Here is a 16,076-nt window from a genome sequence, read left to right on the forward strand (position 1 = left end):
CTATCTTCGAGAAGACCGACCTCGAAGACGCGCTGGCGTCGATGCGCCGCTCGGGCGGGCACCTCGCCCGCACCTTCACCGAGTCGGGGCAGACGAAGGGCGTGCTGTTCCTCGAGGACATCATCGAGGAGCTCGTAGGCGATGTGCTCCCGCCCTCAGTCGGGGGAGCACATCGCGCGACCTCGCGCGTCGGCGGACGGGGATGCTCGTCAGCCGGCGGTGCCGCCGTCCTGCTGACTCTGGTCGGGGGCCGTGCCCTGCTGGGGGATGGTTCCGCCGCCAGGTCCCGTGCCGTCCTGGCCGGGGATGCTCTGGCCGGGGATGCTCTGGCCGGGGATCCTCTGGCCGCGGCCGGTCTGGCCGTCTCCGGGGAAGCCGCGCGTCTCGCTCGAGCTCGGGCCACCTGCGTCGCCGCCGAACGCAGCGATGCCGAGGCCGGTCGCGAGCCCGCCGCCGAAGAGCACGAGGGCGATGACGACGGCTCCCGCGGCGATGCCGGTGATGGCCCAGCCGCCGAGGCCCCGGCGTGCGCGCGGCGGACGCGGGGGAGCGGGCGGCACGGCGCCCGGGACGGTGGGGCCGGGAACGGCTCCGGCGGGGGTGGCCACCCACACCGGCGGCGCGGACACGTCCGGCCCGGCGGGGACGGCTCCGGCGCCGGCCGGAGCGGGCACCCACACGGGCGGAGCGTTCGGATCGGGCTGGGCGTAGTAGCCGGTCGCCGAGGACGGCCCGGGCTGCGGCGCGGGGACCGGCGTGGGCGGTGCGATCGGCACGGTGGCGGCGGTCTGCGCGGCCGGATCCGCGGCGGCCGGCTGCGCTGCCGGCTGCGGGGTGGTCGGGGTCTCGTTCTGAGGGCGGGTGGGGTCGGATTCGTTCATGGGCCGAGGATGGACGACCCGCCTGTGCGGAGCCTTGCGCAGGCACTCGCATCGGCTATGAGTTCCGGCGCCTACCAGGCCCGGCCCGAGCCCGACGACGGGCGCGCCCGCTCGTACTGCGACGGCCAGTAGTCGATGTCGACCCCGAGCTCGTAGGCCGCCCGGAGCGGGAAGTGCGGGTCGCGCAGCAGCTCGCGGGCGAGCATCACCGCGTCGGCCTGCCCCGAGTCCACGACGTCCGCGGCCTCGGCGGGTGTCGTGATGAGACCGACCGCCGAGACGGCGACGCCCGCGGAGTGCTTCACCGAGGCCGCGAACGGCACCTGGTACAGCGGACCGACCGGGATGGGGGCGCCGGCCACGTTGCCGCCGCTCGAGATGTCGAAGAAGTCGGCTCCGGCATCCTGGGCCCACCCGGCCACGACGGCGGTCTGCTGCTCGTCCCATCCGCCCTCGGTCCAGTCGCTCGCCGAGAAGCGCACGAACAGCGGCAGGTCCTCGCCGAGCTCGGTGCGCACGGCGGCCACCACCTCCAGCAGCAGGCGCGCACGGTTCTCGAGCGAGCCGCCGTAGGCGTCGTCGCGCAGGTTCGAGAGCGGGGAGAGGAACTGGTGCAGCAGATAGCCGTGGGCGGCGTGGATCTCGACCACGGCGAAGCCGGCGTCGACCGCGCGGCGGGCCGCGGCCGCGAAGTCGCGCACGACGCCGGCGATGCCGTCCAGGCTCAAGGCCTCGGGCACGGCGTAGTCCCCGAAGGCCACCGGGGAGGGCGCCACCGTCGGCCAGCCGCCCTCGGCCGCCGGAACACTGCCCCGCTCGGGGTTCCACGGCCGGAAGGTCGAGGCTTTGCGGCCGGCGTGGGCCAGCTGGATGCCCGGCACGGCCCCCTGCGCGGTGAGGAACGCCGTGATGCGGGAGAAGGCGTCGCGCTGCGCGTCGTTCCAGATGCCGAGGTCCTGTGGCGCGATGCGGCCCTCCGGCGAGACGGCCGTGGCCTCGGTCAGTACCAGTCCGGCGCCGCCGACGGCGAACGAGGCGAGGTGGGCGAAGTGCCAGTCGCCGGGCATCCCGTCGCGTTCCTCGGCGGAGTACTGGCACATCGGCGCCACCCACAGGCGGTTGCGGAAGGTCACCGCTCGCAGCGACAGGGGCGTGAAGAGCGCAGATGCGGGCACGGAGGGCCTTTCGAGAGGGGCTGCGGCGATCGATGCCGCCTCTTCGATTATGCCCCGGCGCGCACCCCGCTCCGCCGAGGACAGGGCCCCGGGCCTCCGTCGTGCGGGCAACCGGCCTATCGTGGAGCCATGAGCCCCCACCCCGACTCCGGAGCCGACGAGGAGCGCGTCGACTGGCGCGACTGGAACGAGCTCGCCGCCGCCCAGTGCATCGCGGTGCCGCGGGCGGCCGACGACAAGTACGCCCGGGGCGTGCTCGGCGTGGTGACGGGCTCCATCGAATACCCGGGCGCCGCGGTGCTCGGTGTCGAGGCGGCCGTGCGCACGGGGCTGGGCATGGTGCGGTACCTCGGCCCACGGCATCCCGCCGAGCTCGTGCTGCGCGCCCGCCCCGAGGTCGTCACCGCTCCGGGCCGGGTGCAGGCCTGGCTCCTCGGTTCCGGCATGGATCCCGCACGCCGCACCGACGAGGCGAAGGCCCTGCTCGAAGCCGCCCTGGCCGGCGGTGAACCGCTCGTCGTCGACGCCGGCGCCCTCGACCTCGTGGGCGCCGTCACTGCGCCCGCCGTTCTGACTCCGCATGCCGGCGAGCTCGTGACCCTGCTCTCCGCCGCCGGGGTCGAGGTCGACCGGGCTGCGGTGAACGCCGACCCCCGGCGCTGGGCCGCGGTGGCGGCGGATGCGACGGGTCACGTCGTTCTGCTCAAGGGCCGGGTCACGCACGTCTGCGCCCCGCTCCGGCTGGGCCGGGCCGACGGCGGAGGACGGATCGCCGCGCGCGTCGAGGCGCCCTCGAGCTGGGCCGCCACGGCGGGCTCGGGCGACGTGCTCGGGGGCGTGGTGGGGGCGCTGCTCGCCACGCACGCCGACGGCATCCGCGACGATCCCGCGCTCCTGGTGTCCCTCGCCGCGACCGGCGCCTACGTGCACGCCTGGGCGGCGGACCGCGCCGCCGACGGAGGCCCCATCGCGGCGCTAGACATCGCCGAAGCGGTGCCCCGCATCGTGGCGCGCCTGGCCGGAGGCGTGGCGCACTGAAGCGAGCCGCCGTCGCGGCGACGGATGCGCGGCGGGCTCAGTCGCTGGGCGTGGCGACGATGTCGACCACGATGTACGCCGTGCCCGAGAAGCCGACCACCCCGATGCTCGGCACTGCGATGCCGTAGGAGGCCAGGTCGACCGGGATGCTGCCCGTCATGTGCCCGCTCGACCGGTCGAAATGCACCTGCACCTCGGCATCCACCTCGTTCGTGACCCCGCGCAGGCTCAATGCGCCGGTGATCGGCACCGTCTGAGCGGGGATGTCCTCCGGATCGGCCGAACCGGCCGGTGCCGGCGACAGCTGCACGGGGGAGGTCAGCACGAAGGTCGCCGTGGTGTTGCCGCCCGCGAGCACGAGGGTGCGCAACAGGTCGTCCTGCCGGCTGTCGTCACTCACGAGTGTTGCGAGGTCGACCATGAACTCGGCGTCGGTGAGCTCCGAGCCGGCACGCACGATGAGCCCGCTGAGCTGGGAGGTGTGCCCGCTCAGCGCCGAATCGCCGAGGGTCGGCAGGCGGTAGCCCACGGTCGAGCCGCTCGCGATCTGCCACGAGGTGGCGGAGCCGCCGGCCTGACCGGCCGAGGCGTCCGCCGGGGCGTCGTAGACGGTGGGAACCACCTGCCGCAACGAGGCGGTGGGGTCGAGCGCCAGATTGCGCCCCAGGATCGGCATCGCCACGACCGCCACGGTGCCCACCGCGACCGCGCCGGCGAGCAGCACGACGGCGATCTTGAGGGTCTTGTACACAGGCGGCTTCCGGGATGGCGGGTCGGGGAGGGAGAGGCTGGGGGTGAGCGGCGCGCTCGCGCTACAGTCAAGCAAGCGAAAGTGGTCGGTGGCTGGGAGTGGGCGGAGCGACACCTGAGTCGCCGGTCACGGCACACTCAGACAGCGCAGAATAGGATGACGGACGTGCTGATACGCGTACGACGATTCGCGGCCATGCCAGCCGTCCTCTGGTGCGCGTTCCTCGCGACACACCTGTGGCTCGGCTACGACGGCCTCTACAATCCCAACGAACCCTTCGGAGACGTGACCGGGGTGTACCTCCCCTGGGTGCAGCAGTCGCTCGACGGCTTCCGCCTGGGCATCGACGGCCCGTGGGTGTATCCCATCCTCGCCTTCCTGCCGATGCTGGCTTCGATGGTGCTGGGCCCCGGCCTCTACGGGGTGGGCTGGATGATCATGGTCACCCTCGCCGACGCCGCCATCTTCGCCTACCTCATCACCCGCGTGCGCCCGGTGGCGGCCGCGCAGGGCAGCGCCGCCGACGAAGCCGTCGACCCCGCCGTCGTGGACTACGCCACCGAGACCTCCCGCCGCATCACCGCGGCCTGGTGGTGGCTCGGCTTCCTGCTGCTGCTCGGTCCCGTCTCGCTCGGCCGCATCGACATCTTCACCGTCGACCTCGTGATCGCGGGCCTGCTCGTCGTGAGCACCCGCCCGGCCCTGGCCGGCGTTCTGCTCGCCCTCGCCACCTGGGTGAAGGTCTGGCCCGCGGCCATCGTCGCCGCCGCGGTCATCGCGGTGCGCCGGCGCTTCCGCGTGGCCGTGGGCGCCGTCGTGACGCTCGTCGGAGTGGCCCTCGTCGCCTTCGCGTTCGGCTCCGGGCTCAATGTCTTCAGCTTCATCAGCGAGCAGAACGGCCGCGGCATGCAGGTGGAGTCGCCCGCCTCGACGCTCTGGATGTGGCTCGCCTTCGCGGGAGACCGCTCGCAGGTGTTCTTCGACAGCCAGATCATCACCTTCGAGGTCGCCGGACCCGGCTCGGGCGTCGCGGCCAAGCTCATGACGCCGCTGCTCGTGGTGGCCGTCGCGGCCATCCTGGTTCTCGCCTTCCTCGTGGTGCGCTCCGGCGCATCCGCGACCGTCGTGCTGCCCCCGCTCGCGCTCGCCCTGGTGACCGCGCTGATCGTGTTCAACAAGGTGGGGTCGCCCCAGTTCATGGTGTGGCTCTCCGCCCCGATCATCCTCGGCATCGCCACCCAGGGCCGGCGGTTCTTCGTGCCCGCCATCGTGGCGTTCGTGATGGGCGGTCTCACGCAGATCATCTACCCGATCGCCTACGACTGGGTGATCGGTCTCGACCCGGTGCTGCTGACGGTGCTCACCGTGCGCAATCTGCTCACGGTCACGCTGCTCGTGATGGCCGTGGTGATGCTGTGGAAGAGTAGGAACACGACGAAAGAGGTGCAGAGCGATGCTGGTGGCATTTTCCGTGGCTCCTTCCGGCGGACCGTCGCCGGACGCTAGCGTTCACGACGCCGTGGCCGCCGCCGTCGCGGTGGTGCGCGCCTCCGGGCTCCCCAACCACACCGACGCGATGTTCACCACCCTCGAGGGCGAGTGGGACGAGGTGTTCGACGTCATCAAGCGCGCGACGGATGCGGTGGCGGCGTTCGGCCCGCGCGTCTCGCTCGTGCTGAAGGCCGACATCCGACCCGGGCACAGCGGCGAGTTGACCGGAAAGGTCGAGCGCCTCGAGAAGGCGCTCCAGGAGCGCGACGAGTAGCTGCCGCCGGCTCAGCCGGGCAGCACGTCGTCTTCGAACTCCTCGGCCGACTGGTTCGCGCGGTACTCGTCGCGGGGGAGCAGGCCGTCCTGGATGGCGCGCTTGCGCAGCGCCACCTTGGTGCCCACGTCGATGCCCACCAGGCGGTACTTCTCGCGGATGCGCTTGAGGTAGGACTTCGCCGTCTCCTCCGAGATGTCGAGGGCCTTCGCCACCTGCTTCACCGGCTCGCCGCCCCCGTAGAGCGCCATCACGCGGCGTTCCTGCGCGCTGAGGCGCGGCGCGGAGTCGAGATCGTCGGCGGCGAGCGCGAGGTCGAGCTCGGTCGAGATGAAGCTGTCGCCGGCGGAGGCGGCACGGATGGCCTCCACGATCATGTCGGCCTCCTCGCTCTTCACCAGGTAGCCGAGGGCGCCGGCGGCGATGGCCTCGCGGACCACGACCGGCTCGGAGTAGGTGCTCATCAGCACGGTCTTGACGCCCGCCGACTTGAGCGCCCGCAACTTCACCGAAACCGGCAGGTTGTCTTTGAGATCGAGGTCGAGCAGCACCACGTCGACCGGGAACTCCGGGTGCGTGAGCAGATCGGGCCAGGTGGTGACCGCGGCCACCATGGAGATGTCGTCGGCAGCCCCGCGGATCCATTCGGTCAGTGCGCCGAGCAGCATGCGATGGTCGTCGACGATCGCCAGGCGGATCGGTTCGCGGCTGATGGTCACCGGGGGTCTCCTTCCGTCCGGCTCACCGCGAGGCGTCCGGAACCACAACATGGGCGTCGACTCTGACTCGCAGCCGACCCGTACGGGCGTCGACCGAGTACGGTCCGACTCGGGCGAGGGCCGACCAGACAGCCGGATCGATGCGGCGGCGGGTGATTCCGCCGACCGAGATGGCTATCGGGAGCACCATACTATCGTCTGGCGCAGGGCGGCTCGTGGCACCCGGGCGTCCGATGGTCAGCTCGATGGTGGGGTTCGAGCGGCCAGACTCGTCGATGACGAGCCAGATGGCCGAGAGCAGGCCGTCGCGCTTGGGCGGGTCGAGGTAGCCGGCGAGCCCGTCGGGGTCGTTCAGGGTGACGGCCGGCGCGAGGTACTCCGACTCGCTGATGGCATGGTGCAGCCAGGTCTCGCGGCGGCCGGCCACGAGCATCCGGCGCAGGTCGGTGGCGAGGGTCGACGCGGTCGTCGCGAGCTCGCGGTCGAGGGGGAGCGCCGAGCGTCCGCTGGCGACATCCTGCAGCAGCTCCTCGGCAGCGAGGTCGAGACGGGCGAGCTCGGAGGAGGCGAGGATGCCGAGGCCGTAGCGTGGGGCGCTGATGGTGCTCTCGGCGACCGTGCGGTCGAGCTCGCGCTGCACGAGCTGGCCGAAGGCGCGCACCACGGCGATGCCCGCATAGACCGGCACCACGGTGAGGGCCAGTTGCGACACCCCGAAGGCGGGCGGGCCGGGCTGGAGCAGGGTGTATACGACGAGCGCCGCGAGCGAGAGCGCGGTGAGGCCGATCGTGGCGATCACGATGTTCGCCATCGGCCGGAAGGTCACGCAGGCCAGCAGCGTTGCGCCCACACCGATGCCGACGGTCAGCTGCTCGGCGGGTGCGCCCGCTGAGGCGATCGCCGCGTAGTCGAGTGCGAGCGCGCCGGCGTCGACCACCAGGAGGGCGGCGAAGGCCCAGCGGGGCAGCATTCCACGGTTGCGCCGCGAGAGCAGCACGGCGGCGGCGAACGCGGCGAGCACGAGCCCCCAGCCCAGAACCGAGAAGGGCCGGATGCCCGTGGCGGGCCAGAGCCAGGCCAGCGCGATGATCCCGCGGCCGAGCATGATGACGCCCACGATGACCGCGCCGATGCCGAGGTAGCCCACGCCGAGACGGGAGTCACGCTCGATGTCCATGCGCACGGCGTCGGCGGCGCGCGGGCCGATCCGCCGCGCGCGCACGAGCTGGGTGAGCATCCCGTCGTCGGGGGCCGTGGCGCGAGCGCGGCCGCGGCCCGGGCCGGGGGCGCTCACTTGGGCACCTCGAGCACGACCGTGGTGCCGGAGCCCGGCGCCGAGAACAGGCGCACCTTGCCGCCCACGTCGCGGATGCGCGCGATCACCGATTCGGCCAGGCCCAGCCGGCCCACGTCGACGGCCTCGAGATCGAAACCCACGCCGGAGTCGGTGACCATGGCCCGCACGGTGGTGTCGTCCTCGGTGATCGTGACGTCGGCGGAGCCGACGCCTGCGTGGCGTCGCACGTTCTCGAGGCACTCGGAGAGCGAGAGCAGGAAGGCGTCGAGAACGTGGCTCGGCAACAGGATCTGGCCCGCGCCGTGCCAGGCCACGTGCAGGCCCATGCGGCCGAAGCGCTGCTTCACCGACTCGAGGGTGTGACCGAGGTCGCTCGTCTCCACCGGCTCGAGCGTGTAGCCGCCCGAGGAGCGGGGCATCGGCGTTCCCCCGAGCCGCAGCTGGCGCAGCAGGCGCGCGTCTTCCCCGGCCTGGTTGCGCAGGGCGTCGGGGTTCACCCCGATGCCGGAGTGCGCGAGCAGGGTGAGGGTGGCGAGCACCGTGTCGTGCAGCAGGCGGGCCCCGTGCCGGCGCTGCGCCTCGAGCTCGCTCGCCTGCCGTTCGAGCGCGTGGGCGCGGCCGAGGCGCTCCATGCCGCTGAACGCCCGGTCGAGGCTGGCCGCGAGCCAGGCGGCCGCCACGAAGAGCGAGAGCCAGCCCACCAGCAGCGACAGCACGACGAGCACCGAGTGTCCGACGCCCCAGGTCACGAGCACGGTGAGCACGAGCACCGGGAGGTAGGCGGCGACGACCAGCCAGCCCGTGCGGGTGGAGGCGACCACGGCGGCGATGAGCGAGGGGAACGCCGTCGACGCGAAGAGCACGATGCCGTTCGCGGTCTCGACGTTCGGCGGTTCGGTGCCCGGCAGCAGGAACGCGCCGATCGCCGAGAGGGCCAGGAGGTAGGTGGCCGCCGCCCAGGGCCAGGATCGCGATTCGCCCACGAAGTAGAAGGCGACGATGGTGAGCGCCATCAGCACGAGGCTCGGCAGGTAGCGCTCCGGATGCCCGAGGTTCGGTACGGCGATGCAGACGATCGAGGCGGTGGTGAAGGTGGTGCCGAGGTTGCGGGCGGAGCGGCCGAGGAGCTTGCGGCGCTCCCGCGCGGAACGGGGCATCAACGACGTCCGGCGGGGGCGGGACTCCGGAGCGGATGCACAGGAGAATGATACAGGCGCATCGTGTCCCCTGAACTGGGGCGGGTGGAGGTCGACAGCTGTCGCTAGCCTGGGATCAGACCTGGGGGGAATTGGCCGGGGAACCGTTGGCAAGGCGGTTCCCCGGCCGCACTTCTTTAAGCGGTCGGTCTCCGCGGCTCGTGGTCCGGCGCGTCACTCCGCCAGCAGCCGCGCGATCTCGCGGCCCACGATGTCGAATTCGATCAGGAACCCGTCGTGGCCGAACTTCGACTCGATGACCACCGGATCCGTGCCGTCGAGCGTGTCGGGCAGGTGCGCCGCGATGAACTCCTGGTCGGCCACCGGGAACAGGCGGTCGCTGTCGATGCCGACGACGAGGCTGCGCGCGGTCACCGACTCGAGCGCGGACACCACGCCGGCCCGGCCGCGGCCGATGTCGTGGGAGTTCATGGCCTCCACGAGCGTGATGTAGGTGTTCGCGTCGAAGCGCCGGGTGAACTTGTTGCCGTGGAAGTCGAGGTAGGACTCCACGGCGAAGCGCCCGCCGCCGCCGAGCGGGCTGATGCCGCTCTGCCAGCTGCGCTGGAAGCGGTCGTTGAGCTCGGAGGGGCTGCGGTAGTTCAGCAGTGCCATGCGCCGGGCGAGCGCGAGTCCCTGGTGCGGGCCCTCGCCGTCGGGGGCGTCGTAGTAGTCGCCGCCGTGGAACAGCGGATCGGCCCGGATGGCCTGCACCTGCACCGAGTTCAGCGCGATCTGGTCGGCCGAGCTCAGGGCCGGCGCGGCGATCACGGCGAGCCGCTCGACCGCATCCGGGTAGGCGACCGCCCATTCCAGGGCCTGCATGCCGCCCATCGAGCCGCCGATCACGGCGAACCAGCGCTCGATGCCGAGACGCTCGGTGAGCTCGTGCTCGGCCCGCACCTGGTCGGCGATGGTGGTGAAGGGGAAGCGCGGGCCCCACTCGAGCCCGTCGGGGGCGGTGGAGGACGGCCCCGTCGTGCCCTGGCAGCCGCCGAGCATGTTCGGGGCCACCACGAACCAGCGGTCGGTGTCGATCGGCAGGCCCGGGCCGACGAGGCCGGGCCACCAGCCGTCGGTCGGATGCCCGGGCTCGGCCGGGTGGTTCAGGTTGCTGTCGCCGGTGAGGGCGTGCAGCACCAGGATCGCGTTGTCGCGGGCGGGGGAGAGGGTTCCGTAGGTCTCGTAGGCGAAGCGCACCTTGGGCAGCACCTGGCCGCTCTCGAAGGCGAAGTCGCCGATGTCCGCGAAGCGCCGCCGCCCCACCGGGTCGCCCTCGCGCCAGGCCCCGGAGGCCGGCGGCTTGCCGAGCACAGAGCGGATCTGCGCCTCGGTGATGAACCCGCTCGGAACCGTGTCCTCATTCGTCTGCCAATCCATCGTTCCTCCATTGTGGACGAACGAAGGGCCTGCTGCGTGAATGTTACGCAACAGGCCCTTCTCGACGACCCGGCAGATTAGACCGCGTTCGCCTTCACGGTGTCGCGCGCCGCCGCGAGACCCTGCTCGAGGTCGGCCTTCAGGTCGTCGATGTTCTCGAGGCCCACGGAGAGACGCACGAGACCGGGGGTGACGCCCGCGGTCAGCTGCTGCTCGGGGGTGAGCTGCGAGTGCGTGGTCGAGGCCGGGTGGATGACGAGCGAGCGCACGTCGCCGATGTTCGCCAGGTGGCTGAACAGCGACAGGCTCTCCACGAAGGTGCGACCGGCATCCACGCCGCCCTTGAGCTCGAAGCTCAGCACGGCGCCGACGCCCTTGGGCGCGTACTTGTTGGCGGCTCCGTACCAGGGGCTCGACGGCAGGCCGGCGTAGTACACCGTGGCGACGTCCTCGTGGTTGTCGAGCCACTCGGCGATCTCCTGCGCGTTCTGCACGTGGCGCTCGATGCGCAGCGACAGCGTCTCGATGCCCTGGATGAGCTGCCAGGCGCTGGCCGGGGCGATCGCCGCACCGAGGTCGCGAAGCAGCTGCACGCGCGCCTTGATGATGTAGGCGATCGGGTCGCCCAGGGCGCCCGTGTAGCTCACCCCGTGGTACGAGGGGTCGGGCTCGGTGAGTCCGGGGAACTTCTCGACGTTCTTCGACCACTCGAACTTCCCGCCGTCGACGATGATGCCGCCGATGACCGTGCCGTGGCCGCCGAGGAACTTCGTGGCCGAGTGCACCACGATGTCGGCGCCGTGCTCGAAGGGACGGATGAGGTACGGGGTCGCGATCGTGTTGTCGACGATGAGCGGCACGCCGGCCTCGTGCGCGACCTCGGAGACGAGACCGATGTCGAGGATGTTGATCTTCGGGTTTCCGATGGTCTCGGCGAAGAAGAGCTTCGTGTTCGGGCGCACCGCGCGGCGCCACTCCTCGGCGTCGTCCTGGTTCTCCACGAAGGTGGTCTCGATGCCGAGCTTCGCGAGGGTGTACTTGAAGAGGTTGTAGGTTCCGCCGTAGATCGACGACGACGACACGATGTGGTCGCCGGCCTCGGCGATGTTGAGGACGGCGAAGGTCTCGGCGGCCTGCCCCGAGGCGACCAGCAGCGCTGCTGTTCCGCCTTCGAGCGCGGCGACGCGCTGCTCGACGACGTCCTGCGTGGGGTTGTGGATGCGGGTGTAGATGTTGCCGAACTCGGCCAGCGCGAAGAGGTTCTTCGCGTGGTCGGCGTTGTTGAACACGTAGGAGGTGGTCTGGTAGATCGGCGTGGCCCGCGCGTTGGTGGTGGGGTCGGGCTGTGCGCCGGAGTGGATCTGCTTGGTCTCGAACTTCCAGTTCGCGGCGTTCTCGCTCATGGACTTCTTCCTGAAACTCGGGGGATTGGACTGTTTGGAAGAGTAGAGAGCGCCGTCTCCGCGGTCAATCGAGGCGGACACGGGGCGTAACAGGGCGGTCTCGAGCACCCCTCGCGGCCCGTTACCGTTGGAGGACGGAAGGGACCGGGATGGTCCCGGTCGTGAAGGGCAGCGGATGAAGCGCGCGGTTGTGACAGGGGCGAGTTCGGGAATCGGGGCGGCGACGGTGCGCGCCCTCCGGGAGCAGGGCTGGAGCGTGGTGGGCGTCGCCCGCCGGGCCGACCGCCTCGCGGAGCTCGCAGCCGAGACCGGGGCGGAGGTGTTCGCCGCCGACCTCACGAAGCAGGCCGACGTCGACGCGCTCCATGACTTCCTCGCCCGCAGCGGCGGGGTCAGCGCCCTCGTGAACAATGCGGGCGGCGCCATGGGCCTCGACACGGTCGAGCACGGCTCGATCGACGACTGGCAGTGGATGTACGACATCAACGTGCTCGCCGTGAAGCGGGTGACGAGCGCGCTGCTGCCGCTGCTCCGCGCCTCGGTCGAGCCCGGCGGTTCCGCCGACATCCTCACCGTCTCCTCGACCGCCGGGCACTACTCCTACGAGGGCGGCGGCGGCTACAACGCGGCCAAGTTCGCGGTGCACTCGATGATCGAGGTGCTGCGTCTGGAGCTGAGCGGTGAGCCGATCCGCGTGCTCGAGATCGCGCCGGGCATGGTGAAGACCGAGGAGTTCTCGCTCAACCGCTTCCGCGGCGACGCGGGCCGTGCCGACTCGGTCTACGAGAACGTGCCCGATCCGCTCTCCGCCGACGACGTGGCCGCCACGATCGTGGCGATGCTCGGCATGCCGCCGCACGTGAGCCTGGACCTCGTGGTGATCAAGCCCGTGGCGCAGTCCTCGGTGTACAAGGTGGCGCGCGGCCCGCTCGTGGTGCGTTCCCCCGAGACCGAGTAGTCCGCGGCGCGGAGCCGGCTACCGAGTGGCGGCGGCCGGCTCCTCGAGCGGCACCGCCGCATCCGCGAAGGCGAGCTTCGGCACGAAGAACAGCAGCACAGCGGCCACCACGGCGCCACCGGCGCAGATGGCCCACACCGTCATGTAGCCGGAGAGGCTCGAGGCCGTGGCCGTCACGGCCTGGGATGCCCCCTGGAACAGCACCACGCCGAACACCGCCGAGGCGAACGAGCCGCCGATGGTCTTGGTGGTGTTGGTGAGCCCGGCGGCGATGCCGGTCTGCCCGATCGGCGCAGCGGCGGCGGCCGCGGCCGGCAGCGCGCCCACGAGGGCGCCGGAGCCGAGTCCGGCGATGAACATGTTGACGAAAACCTGCCAGGTCTCCTGGTGGAACGGCAGGAACATCGCGTAGCCCACGGCCACCAGGATCGTGGCGCCGATGAGCGCGACACGCGGACTCGCCAGCCGCGAGAACAGCGGGAACAGCAGCGCCCCCACGATCATCGAGATGAGGTAGACGCCGATCAGGATGCTCCGGCTCGTGGCCCCGAGCCCCAGCCCGTAGCCGTTCACCGGGTCGGTGCCCGCGAAGGTGCTGAGCGGCGCCTGCGCGCCGAGCAGGCTGATGCCGATGAGTCCGGCGGTCACCTGCACGGGCCACATCGTCGGCTGACGGAGCACACGCAGATCGATCGCCGGATCCGGCTGGCGCAGCTCCCAGCGCCCGAACGGCAGGAAGGCGAGTACCCCGAGCGCCACGAGCGCCCACACCCACCAGGTTCCGGGCCCGTTGATGCGCAGGAAGGTGAGCCCGCTCGTGATCAGCAGGAGGGCGAAGGTGAGCAGGGTGAAGCCGACGATGTCGAGCTTGCGCCCCGCCTGCGGCGTCGACTCCGGCACCCCGAAGAGGATGGCGAAGAAGACCAGTGTCACGGCCACGGCGGGCACCGCCATGGTGAGCGGCACGTTCTCGCCGAGGGCGCCGAACACCACGCCGCTCGCGAGCGCACCGATGATGGCGCCTGCTTCGAGCGCGACCACGAGCAGGCCCGCGGCCCGCCGGGTCTGCGAGGCCGCGCGCCCGGTGCGCCGGCCGCGGTCGAAGATGAGCGCAACTTCGAGCGGCAGCCACACCACGTAGAAGCCCTGCAGGGCCCAGGCGATGAGGAAGCTCGTGAAGTCGCCGGCGGCCACGAGCCACCAGCTCGCCCCGGCCGTCACCACGGTGGCGATCAGGAGGATGCGCTTGTGGCCCATCATGTCGCCGAGCTTCGCGAGGACGGGCACCACGATCGCCGAGAGCAGCAGCTGCGCGGCCTCGAACCAGTTGAAGTCGGCGTCGTGGATGCCGAGGTGTTTCACCAGGTCGGGGATGAGGGGCACGTAGTAGCCCTGGAGGATTCCGCTCGTGATCTCCACGAGGAACAGGAACCCGATCAGGGAGGCCGTGACGCCGATCGCGCCGGATCGGAAGCCCGGCACCCGGGGCGTCGTCGAAGTCATGAACGGATGCTATCCCGCGTCTCGGAGGCGGGCACGGATTCCGGTAGCCTTGCCTCCATGAATTCGAGCGTAGACCTAGAGCCCGTTGCTACTCCGGAACGCGAGGTGCTCGGCTGGCTCGAGTTCGGCGACGCCTCCCGCTCGCTCGCCCGCGACATCGTGGAGTCGGGCTTCAAGCCCGATTTCGTGATCGCGATCGCCCGCGGCGGCCTCATCCCGGGAGGCGCGCTCGCCTACGCCCTCGGCGTGAAGAGCTGCGGCAGCCTCAACGTGGAGTTCTACTCCGACATCGAGGAGACGCTGCCCGAGCCCATCATCCTGCCGCCGCTGCTCGACAACGAGCCGCTGATCGGCAAGAACGTGCTGCTCGTCGACGACGTGGCCGACTCCGGACGCACGCTGGCCCTCGTCGTGGAGCTGCTCGAGAAGGTCGACATCACCGTGCGCTCGGCCACCCTCTACATCAAGCCCCGTTCGGTGATCGCCCCCGACTTCCACTGGAAGACCACCGACCGCTGGATCGTCTTCCCGTGGTCGGCGCACCCGCCGGTCAGCGAAACCGACGCCGCGTGAGCATCCATCTGGTCGGCGGCGGCTGGCCGATCGAAGACGACGGCGCGGTCTACCGCCTCTTCTTCGACGAGCTCGTCGCCCGCGCCGAAGCGGCCGGGGTGCTCGAGGGCTCCCGCCTCGCCATCGTGCTCGTGCGCGACGGCGACGCCCCGGAGCGCTACGCCGAACTCGTCGCCGCCTTCGAGCAGCTGGCCAAGTTCGTGCCGGTGCCCGTGCTCGCACCGGAGAACGCGCCGATCGGCCCGGAGAAGTTCGCCGATGTCGACGGCATCGTGGTCTGGGGCGGGCTGACTCCCGCCTACCGCACCTCGCTCGAACCGGCCTTCGGCGAGATCCGCCGGCTCGTGGCCTCCGGGGTGCCCTACCTCGGCTTCTCGGCGGGCGCGTCGATCGCCGCCGAGCGTGCGATCGTGGGCGGCTGGAAGATCGACGAGGTCGAGATCGGCGCCGAAGAGGCCGACGAAGACCTCGAGCAGCTCACGATCGCGGCCGGCATCGGCCTGATCGACCTCGCGGTCGACGTGCACGCGGCCCAGTGGGGCACGATCTCGCGGTTGATCGCGGCCACCGAGGCCGGGGCGGTCGACGGTGGCGTGGCCATCGACGAGCACACCGCTCTCGTGGTCGGCGTCGGCCCGCTGCAGGTCGTGGGCCGCGGCAGTGTCTGGAAGGTGACGCCCGACGCGGGGAGCGTGCGGGTGTCCACCGCCGGAGCCGGCGCGAGCTGAGCATGCCCGGTCAGTCCCTCGACGAGCTCGCGGCATCGGGCCGGATGGACCCCGGCTGGGCGTCCGCGCTCGCCCCGGTAGCCGGCACCGTCGCCGAGCTGGGCGATTTCCTGCGCGAGGAGAACGCGGCCGGCCGCGGCTACCTCCCGGCGGGCGAGAACGTGCTGCGCGCCTTCCGGGCGCCGCTCGCCGGGGTGCGGGTGCTCATCGTGGGGCAGGATCCCTATCCCACCCCGGGGCACCCGATCGGCCTCTCCTTCGCCGTCGAACGGCACGTGCGCCCGCTGCCGCGGAGCCTGTCGAACATCTACCGCGAGCTGAACGACGACCTCGGCATCCCGCCCGCACCGCACGGCGACCTCTCGGCCTGGGGCGAGAACGGGGTGATGCTCCTGAACCGCGTGCTCACCGTGCGCCCCGGCGAGCCGGGCTCGCACCGCGGCAAGGGCTGGGAGCAGGTGACCGAGCGCGCGATCCGGGTGCTGGTGGAGCGGGAGGCGCCGCTCGTCGCCATCCTCTGGGGCCGGGATGCGGCGAACCTCGCCCCGATGCTCGGCCCGGTGCCCTTCGTGACGAGCGCGCATCCGAGCCCGCTCTCGGCCAGTCGCGGATTCTTCGGCTCGAAGCCCTTCAGCCGGGCGAACGCGCTGCTCGCCGCGCAGGGCGCCGAACCGGTCGACTGGAGGGTGGCCTGACCCGCACGGGCGCC

16 protein-coding genes are annotated in these 16,076 nt (G+C 71.5%); 7 read left to right on the forward strand and 9 right to left on the reverse strand.

Features of this window, described 5'->3' with window-relative positions; genetic code table 11:
* Nucleotides 1-209: 209 nt before the first annotated feature.
* Both VD659_RS12770 and VD659_RS12775 read right to left on the reverse strand, forming a co-directional pair.
* Complete coding sequence (locus VD659_RS12770; protein ID WP_423261720.1) at nucleotides 210-881, reverse strand: hypothetical protein; 672 nt, start codon at nucleotides 879-881, stop codon at nucleotides 210-212.
* 71 nt (nucleotides 882-952) lie between these two features.
* Complete coding sequence (locus VD659_RS12775) at nucleotides 953-2,056, reverse strand: NADH:flavin oxidoreductase/NADH oxidase (protein ID WP_423261450.1); 1,104 nt, start codon at nucleotides 2,054-2,056, stop codon at nucleotides 953-955.
* Between the two features lie 129 nt (nucleotides 2,057-2,185).
* Between VD659_RS12775 and VD659_RS12780 the strand changes: the two genes are divergently transcribed.
* Complete coding sequence (locus VD659_RS12780; RefSeq protein WP_423261451.1) at nucleotides 2,186-3,094, forward strand: ADP-dependent NAD(P)H-hydrate dehydratase; 909 nt, start codon at nucleotides 2,186-2,188, stop codon at nucleotides 3,092-3,094.
* Between the two features lie 37 nt (nucleotides 3,095-3,131).
* Here the strand turns inward: VD659_RS12780 and VD659_RS12785 are convergent, their stop codons facing one another.
* Complete coding sequence (locus VD659_RS12785) at nucleotides 3,132-3,845, reverse strand: YceI family protein (RefSeq protein WP_423261452.1); 714 nt, start codon at nucleotides 3,843-3,845, stop codon at nucleotides 3,132-3,134.
* A gap of 195 nt (nucleotides 3,846-4,040) precedes the next feature.
* On the opposite strand from VD659_RS12785, the gene VD659_RS12790 reads away from it, so the two are divergent.
* Together VD659_RS12790 and VD659_RS12795 are read left to right on the forward strand one after the other, a co-directional pair.
* On the forward strand, nucleotides 4,041-5,351 hold the full coding sequence (locus VD659_RS12790; RefSeq protein ID WP_423261453.1) for a glycosyltransferase 87 family protein: 1,311 nt from the start codon (nucleotides 4,041-4,043) through the stop codon (nucleotides 5,349-5,351).
* Nucleotides 5,299-5,610, forward strand: coding sequence for a thiamine-binding protein (locus VD659_RS12795; RefSeq protein WP_423261454.1), 312 nt, complete (start codon nucleotides 5,299-5,301; stop codon nucleotides 5,608-5,610). The genes VD659_RS12790 and VD659_RS12795 overlap by 53 nt, the downstream gene beginning before the upstream one ends.
* 11 nt (nucleotides 5,611-5,621) lie before the next feature.
* Here the strand turns inward: VD659_RS12795 and VD659_RS12800 are convergent, their stop codons facing one another.
* The 5 genes from VD659_RS12800 to VD659_RS12820 form a co-directional block, all read right to left on the reverse strand.
* Nucleotides 5,622-6,329, reverse strand: coding sequence for a response regulator (locus tag VD659_RS12800; RefSeq protein WP_423261455.1), 708 nt, complete (start codon nucleotides 6,327-6,329; stop codon nucleotides 5,622-5,624).
* Nucleotides 6,330-6,351: 22 nt separating this feature from the next.
* The gene (locus VD659_RS12805; protein ID WP_423261456.1) at nucleotides 6,352-7,623 is read right to left on the reverse strand and encodes a hypothetical protein; all 1,272 of its coding nucleotides are present in this window, start codon (nucleotides 7,621-7,623) and stop codon (nucleotides 6,352-6,354) included.
* Entirely contained in the window at nucleotides 7,620-8,783 is a 1,164-nt protein-coding gene (locus tag VD659_RS12810) for a sensor histidine kinase (RefSeq protein ID WP_423261457.1), read from the reverse strand. Before VD659_RS12810 ends, VD659_RS12805 begins: the two co-directional genes overlap by 4 nt.
* Before the next feature lie 213 nt (nucleotides 8,784-8,996).
* Nucleotides 8,997-10,202, reverse strand: coding sequence for a homoserine O-acetyltransferase MetX (gene metX, locus VD659_RS12815; protein ID WP_423261458.1), 1,206 nt, complete (start codon nucleotides 10,200-10,202; stop codon nucleotides 8,997-8,999).
* Between the two features lie 77 nt (nucleotides 10,203-10,279).
* Nucleotides 10,280-11,605: a bifunctional o-acetylhomoserine/o-acetylserine sulfhydrylase gene (locus tag VD659_RS12820; protein WP_423261459.1), complete on the reverse strand. Its 1,326-nt coding sequence runs from the start codon at nucleotides 11,603-11,605 to the stop codon at nucleotides 10,280-10,282.
* Between the two features lie 175 nt (nucleotides 11,606-11,780).
* Here VD659_RS12820 and VD659_RS12825 point away from each other — a divergent pair, with 175 nt between their 5' ends.
* Nucleotides 11,781-12,563, forward strand: a complete 783-nt coding sequence (locus VD659_RS12825; RefSeq protein ID WP_423261460.1) for an SDR family oxidoreductase — start codon at nucleotides 11,781-11,783, stop codon at nucleotides 12,561-12,563.
* An 18-nt stretch (nucleotides 12,564-12,581) separates the two neighbouring features.
* Here the strand turns inward: VD659_RS12825 and VD659_RS12830 are convergent, their stop codons facing one another.
* On the reverse strand, nucleotides 12,582-14,066 hold the full coding sequence (locus tag VD659_RS12830; RefSeq protein WP_423261461.1) for an MFS transporter: 1,485 nt from the start codon (nucleotides 14,064-14,066) through the stop codon (nucleotides 12,582-12,584).
* Between the two features lie 57 nt (nucleotides 14,067-14,123).
* Here VD659_RS12830 and VD659_RS12835 point away from each other — a divergent pair, with 57 nt between their 5' ends.
* Genes VD659_RS12835 through VD659_RS12845 form a run of 3 tightly spaced genes read left to right on the forward strand, consistent with a single transcriptional unit; the run spans nucleotide 14,124 to nucleotide 16,062 of the window.
* Nucleotides 14,124-14,639 (forward strand): phosphoribosyltransferase, encoded by a 516-nt coding sequence (locus VD659_RS12835; RefSeq protein WP_137836887.1) that lies wholly within the window; start codon nucleotides 14,124-14,126, stop codon nucleotides 14,637-14,639.
* Nucleotides 14,636-15,367, forward strand: coding sequence for a peptidase S51 (locus tag VD659_RS12840; protein ID WP_423261462.1), 732 nt, complete (start codon nucleotides 14,636-14,638; stop codon nucleotides 15,365-15,367). The genes VD659_RS12835 and VD659_RS12840 overlap by 4 nt, the downstream gene beginning before the upstream one ends.
* Before the next feature lie 2 nt (nucleotides 15,368-15,369).
* Nucleotides 15,370-16,062: a uracil-DNA glycosylase gene (locus VD659_RS12845; RefSeq protein WP_423261463.1), complete on the forward strand. Its 693-nt coding sequence runs from the start codon at nucleotides 15,370-15,372 to the stop codon at nucleotides 16,060-16,062.
* Nucleotides 16,063-16,076: the final 14 nt, after the last annotated feature.

This window comes from Herbiconiux sp. 11R-BC (genome assembly GCF_049472555.1).
In the GTDB taxonomy this organism is placed as follows: domain Bacteria; phylum Actinomycetota; class Actinomycetes; order Actinomycetales; family Microbacteriaceae; genus Herbiconiux.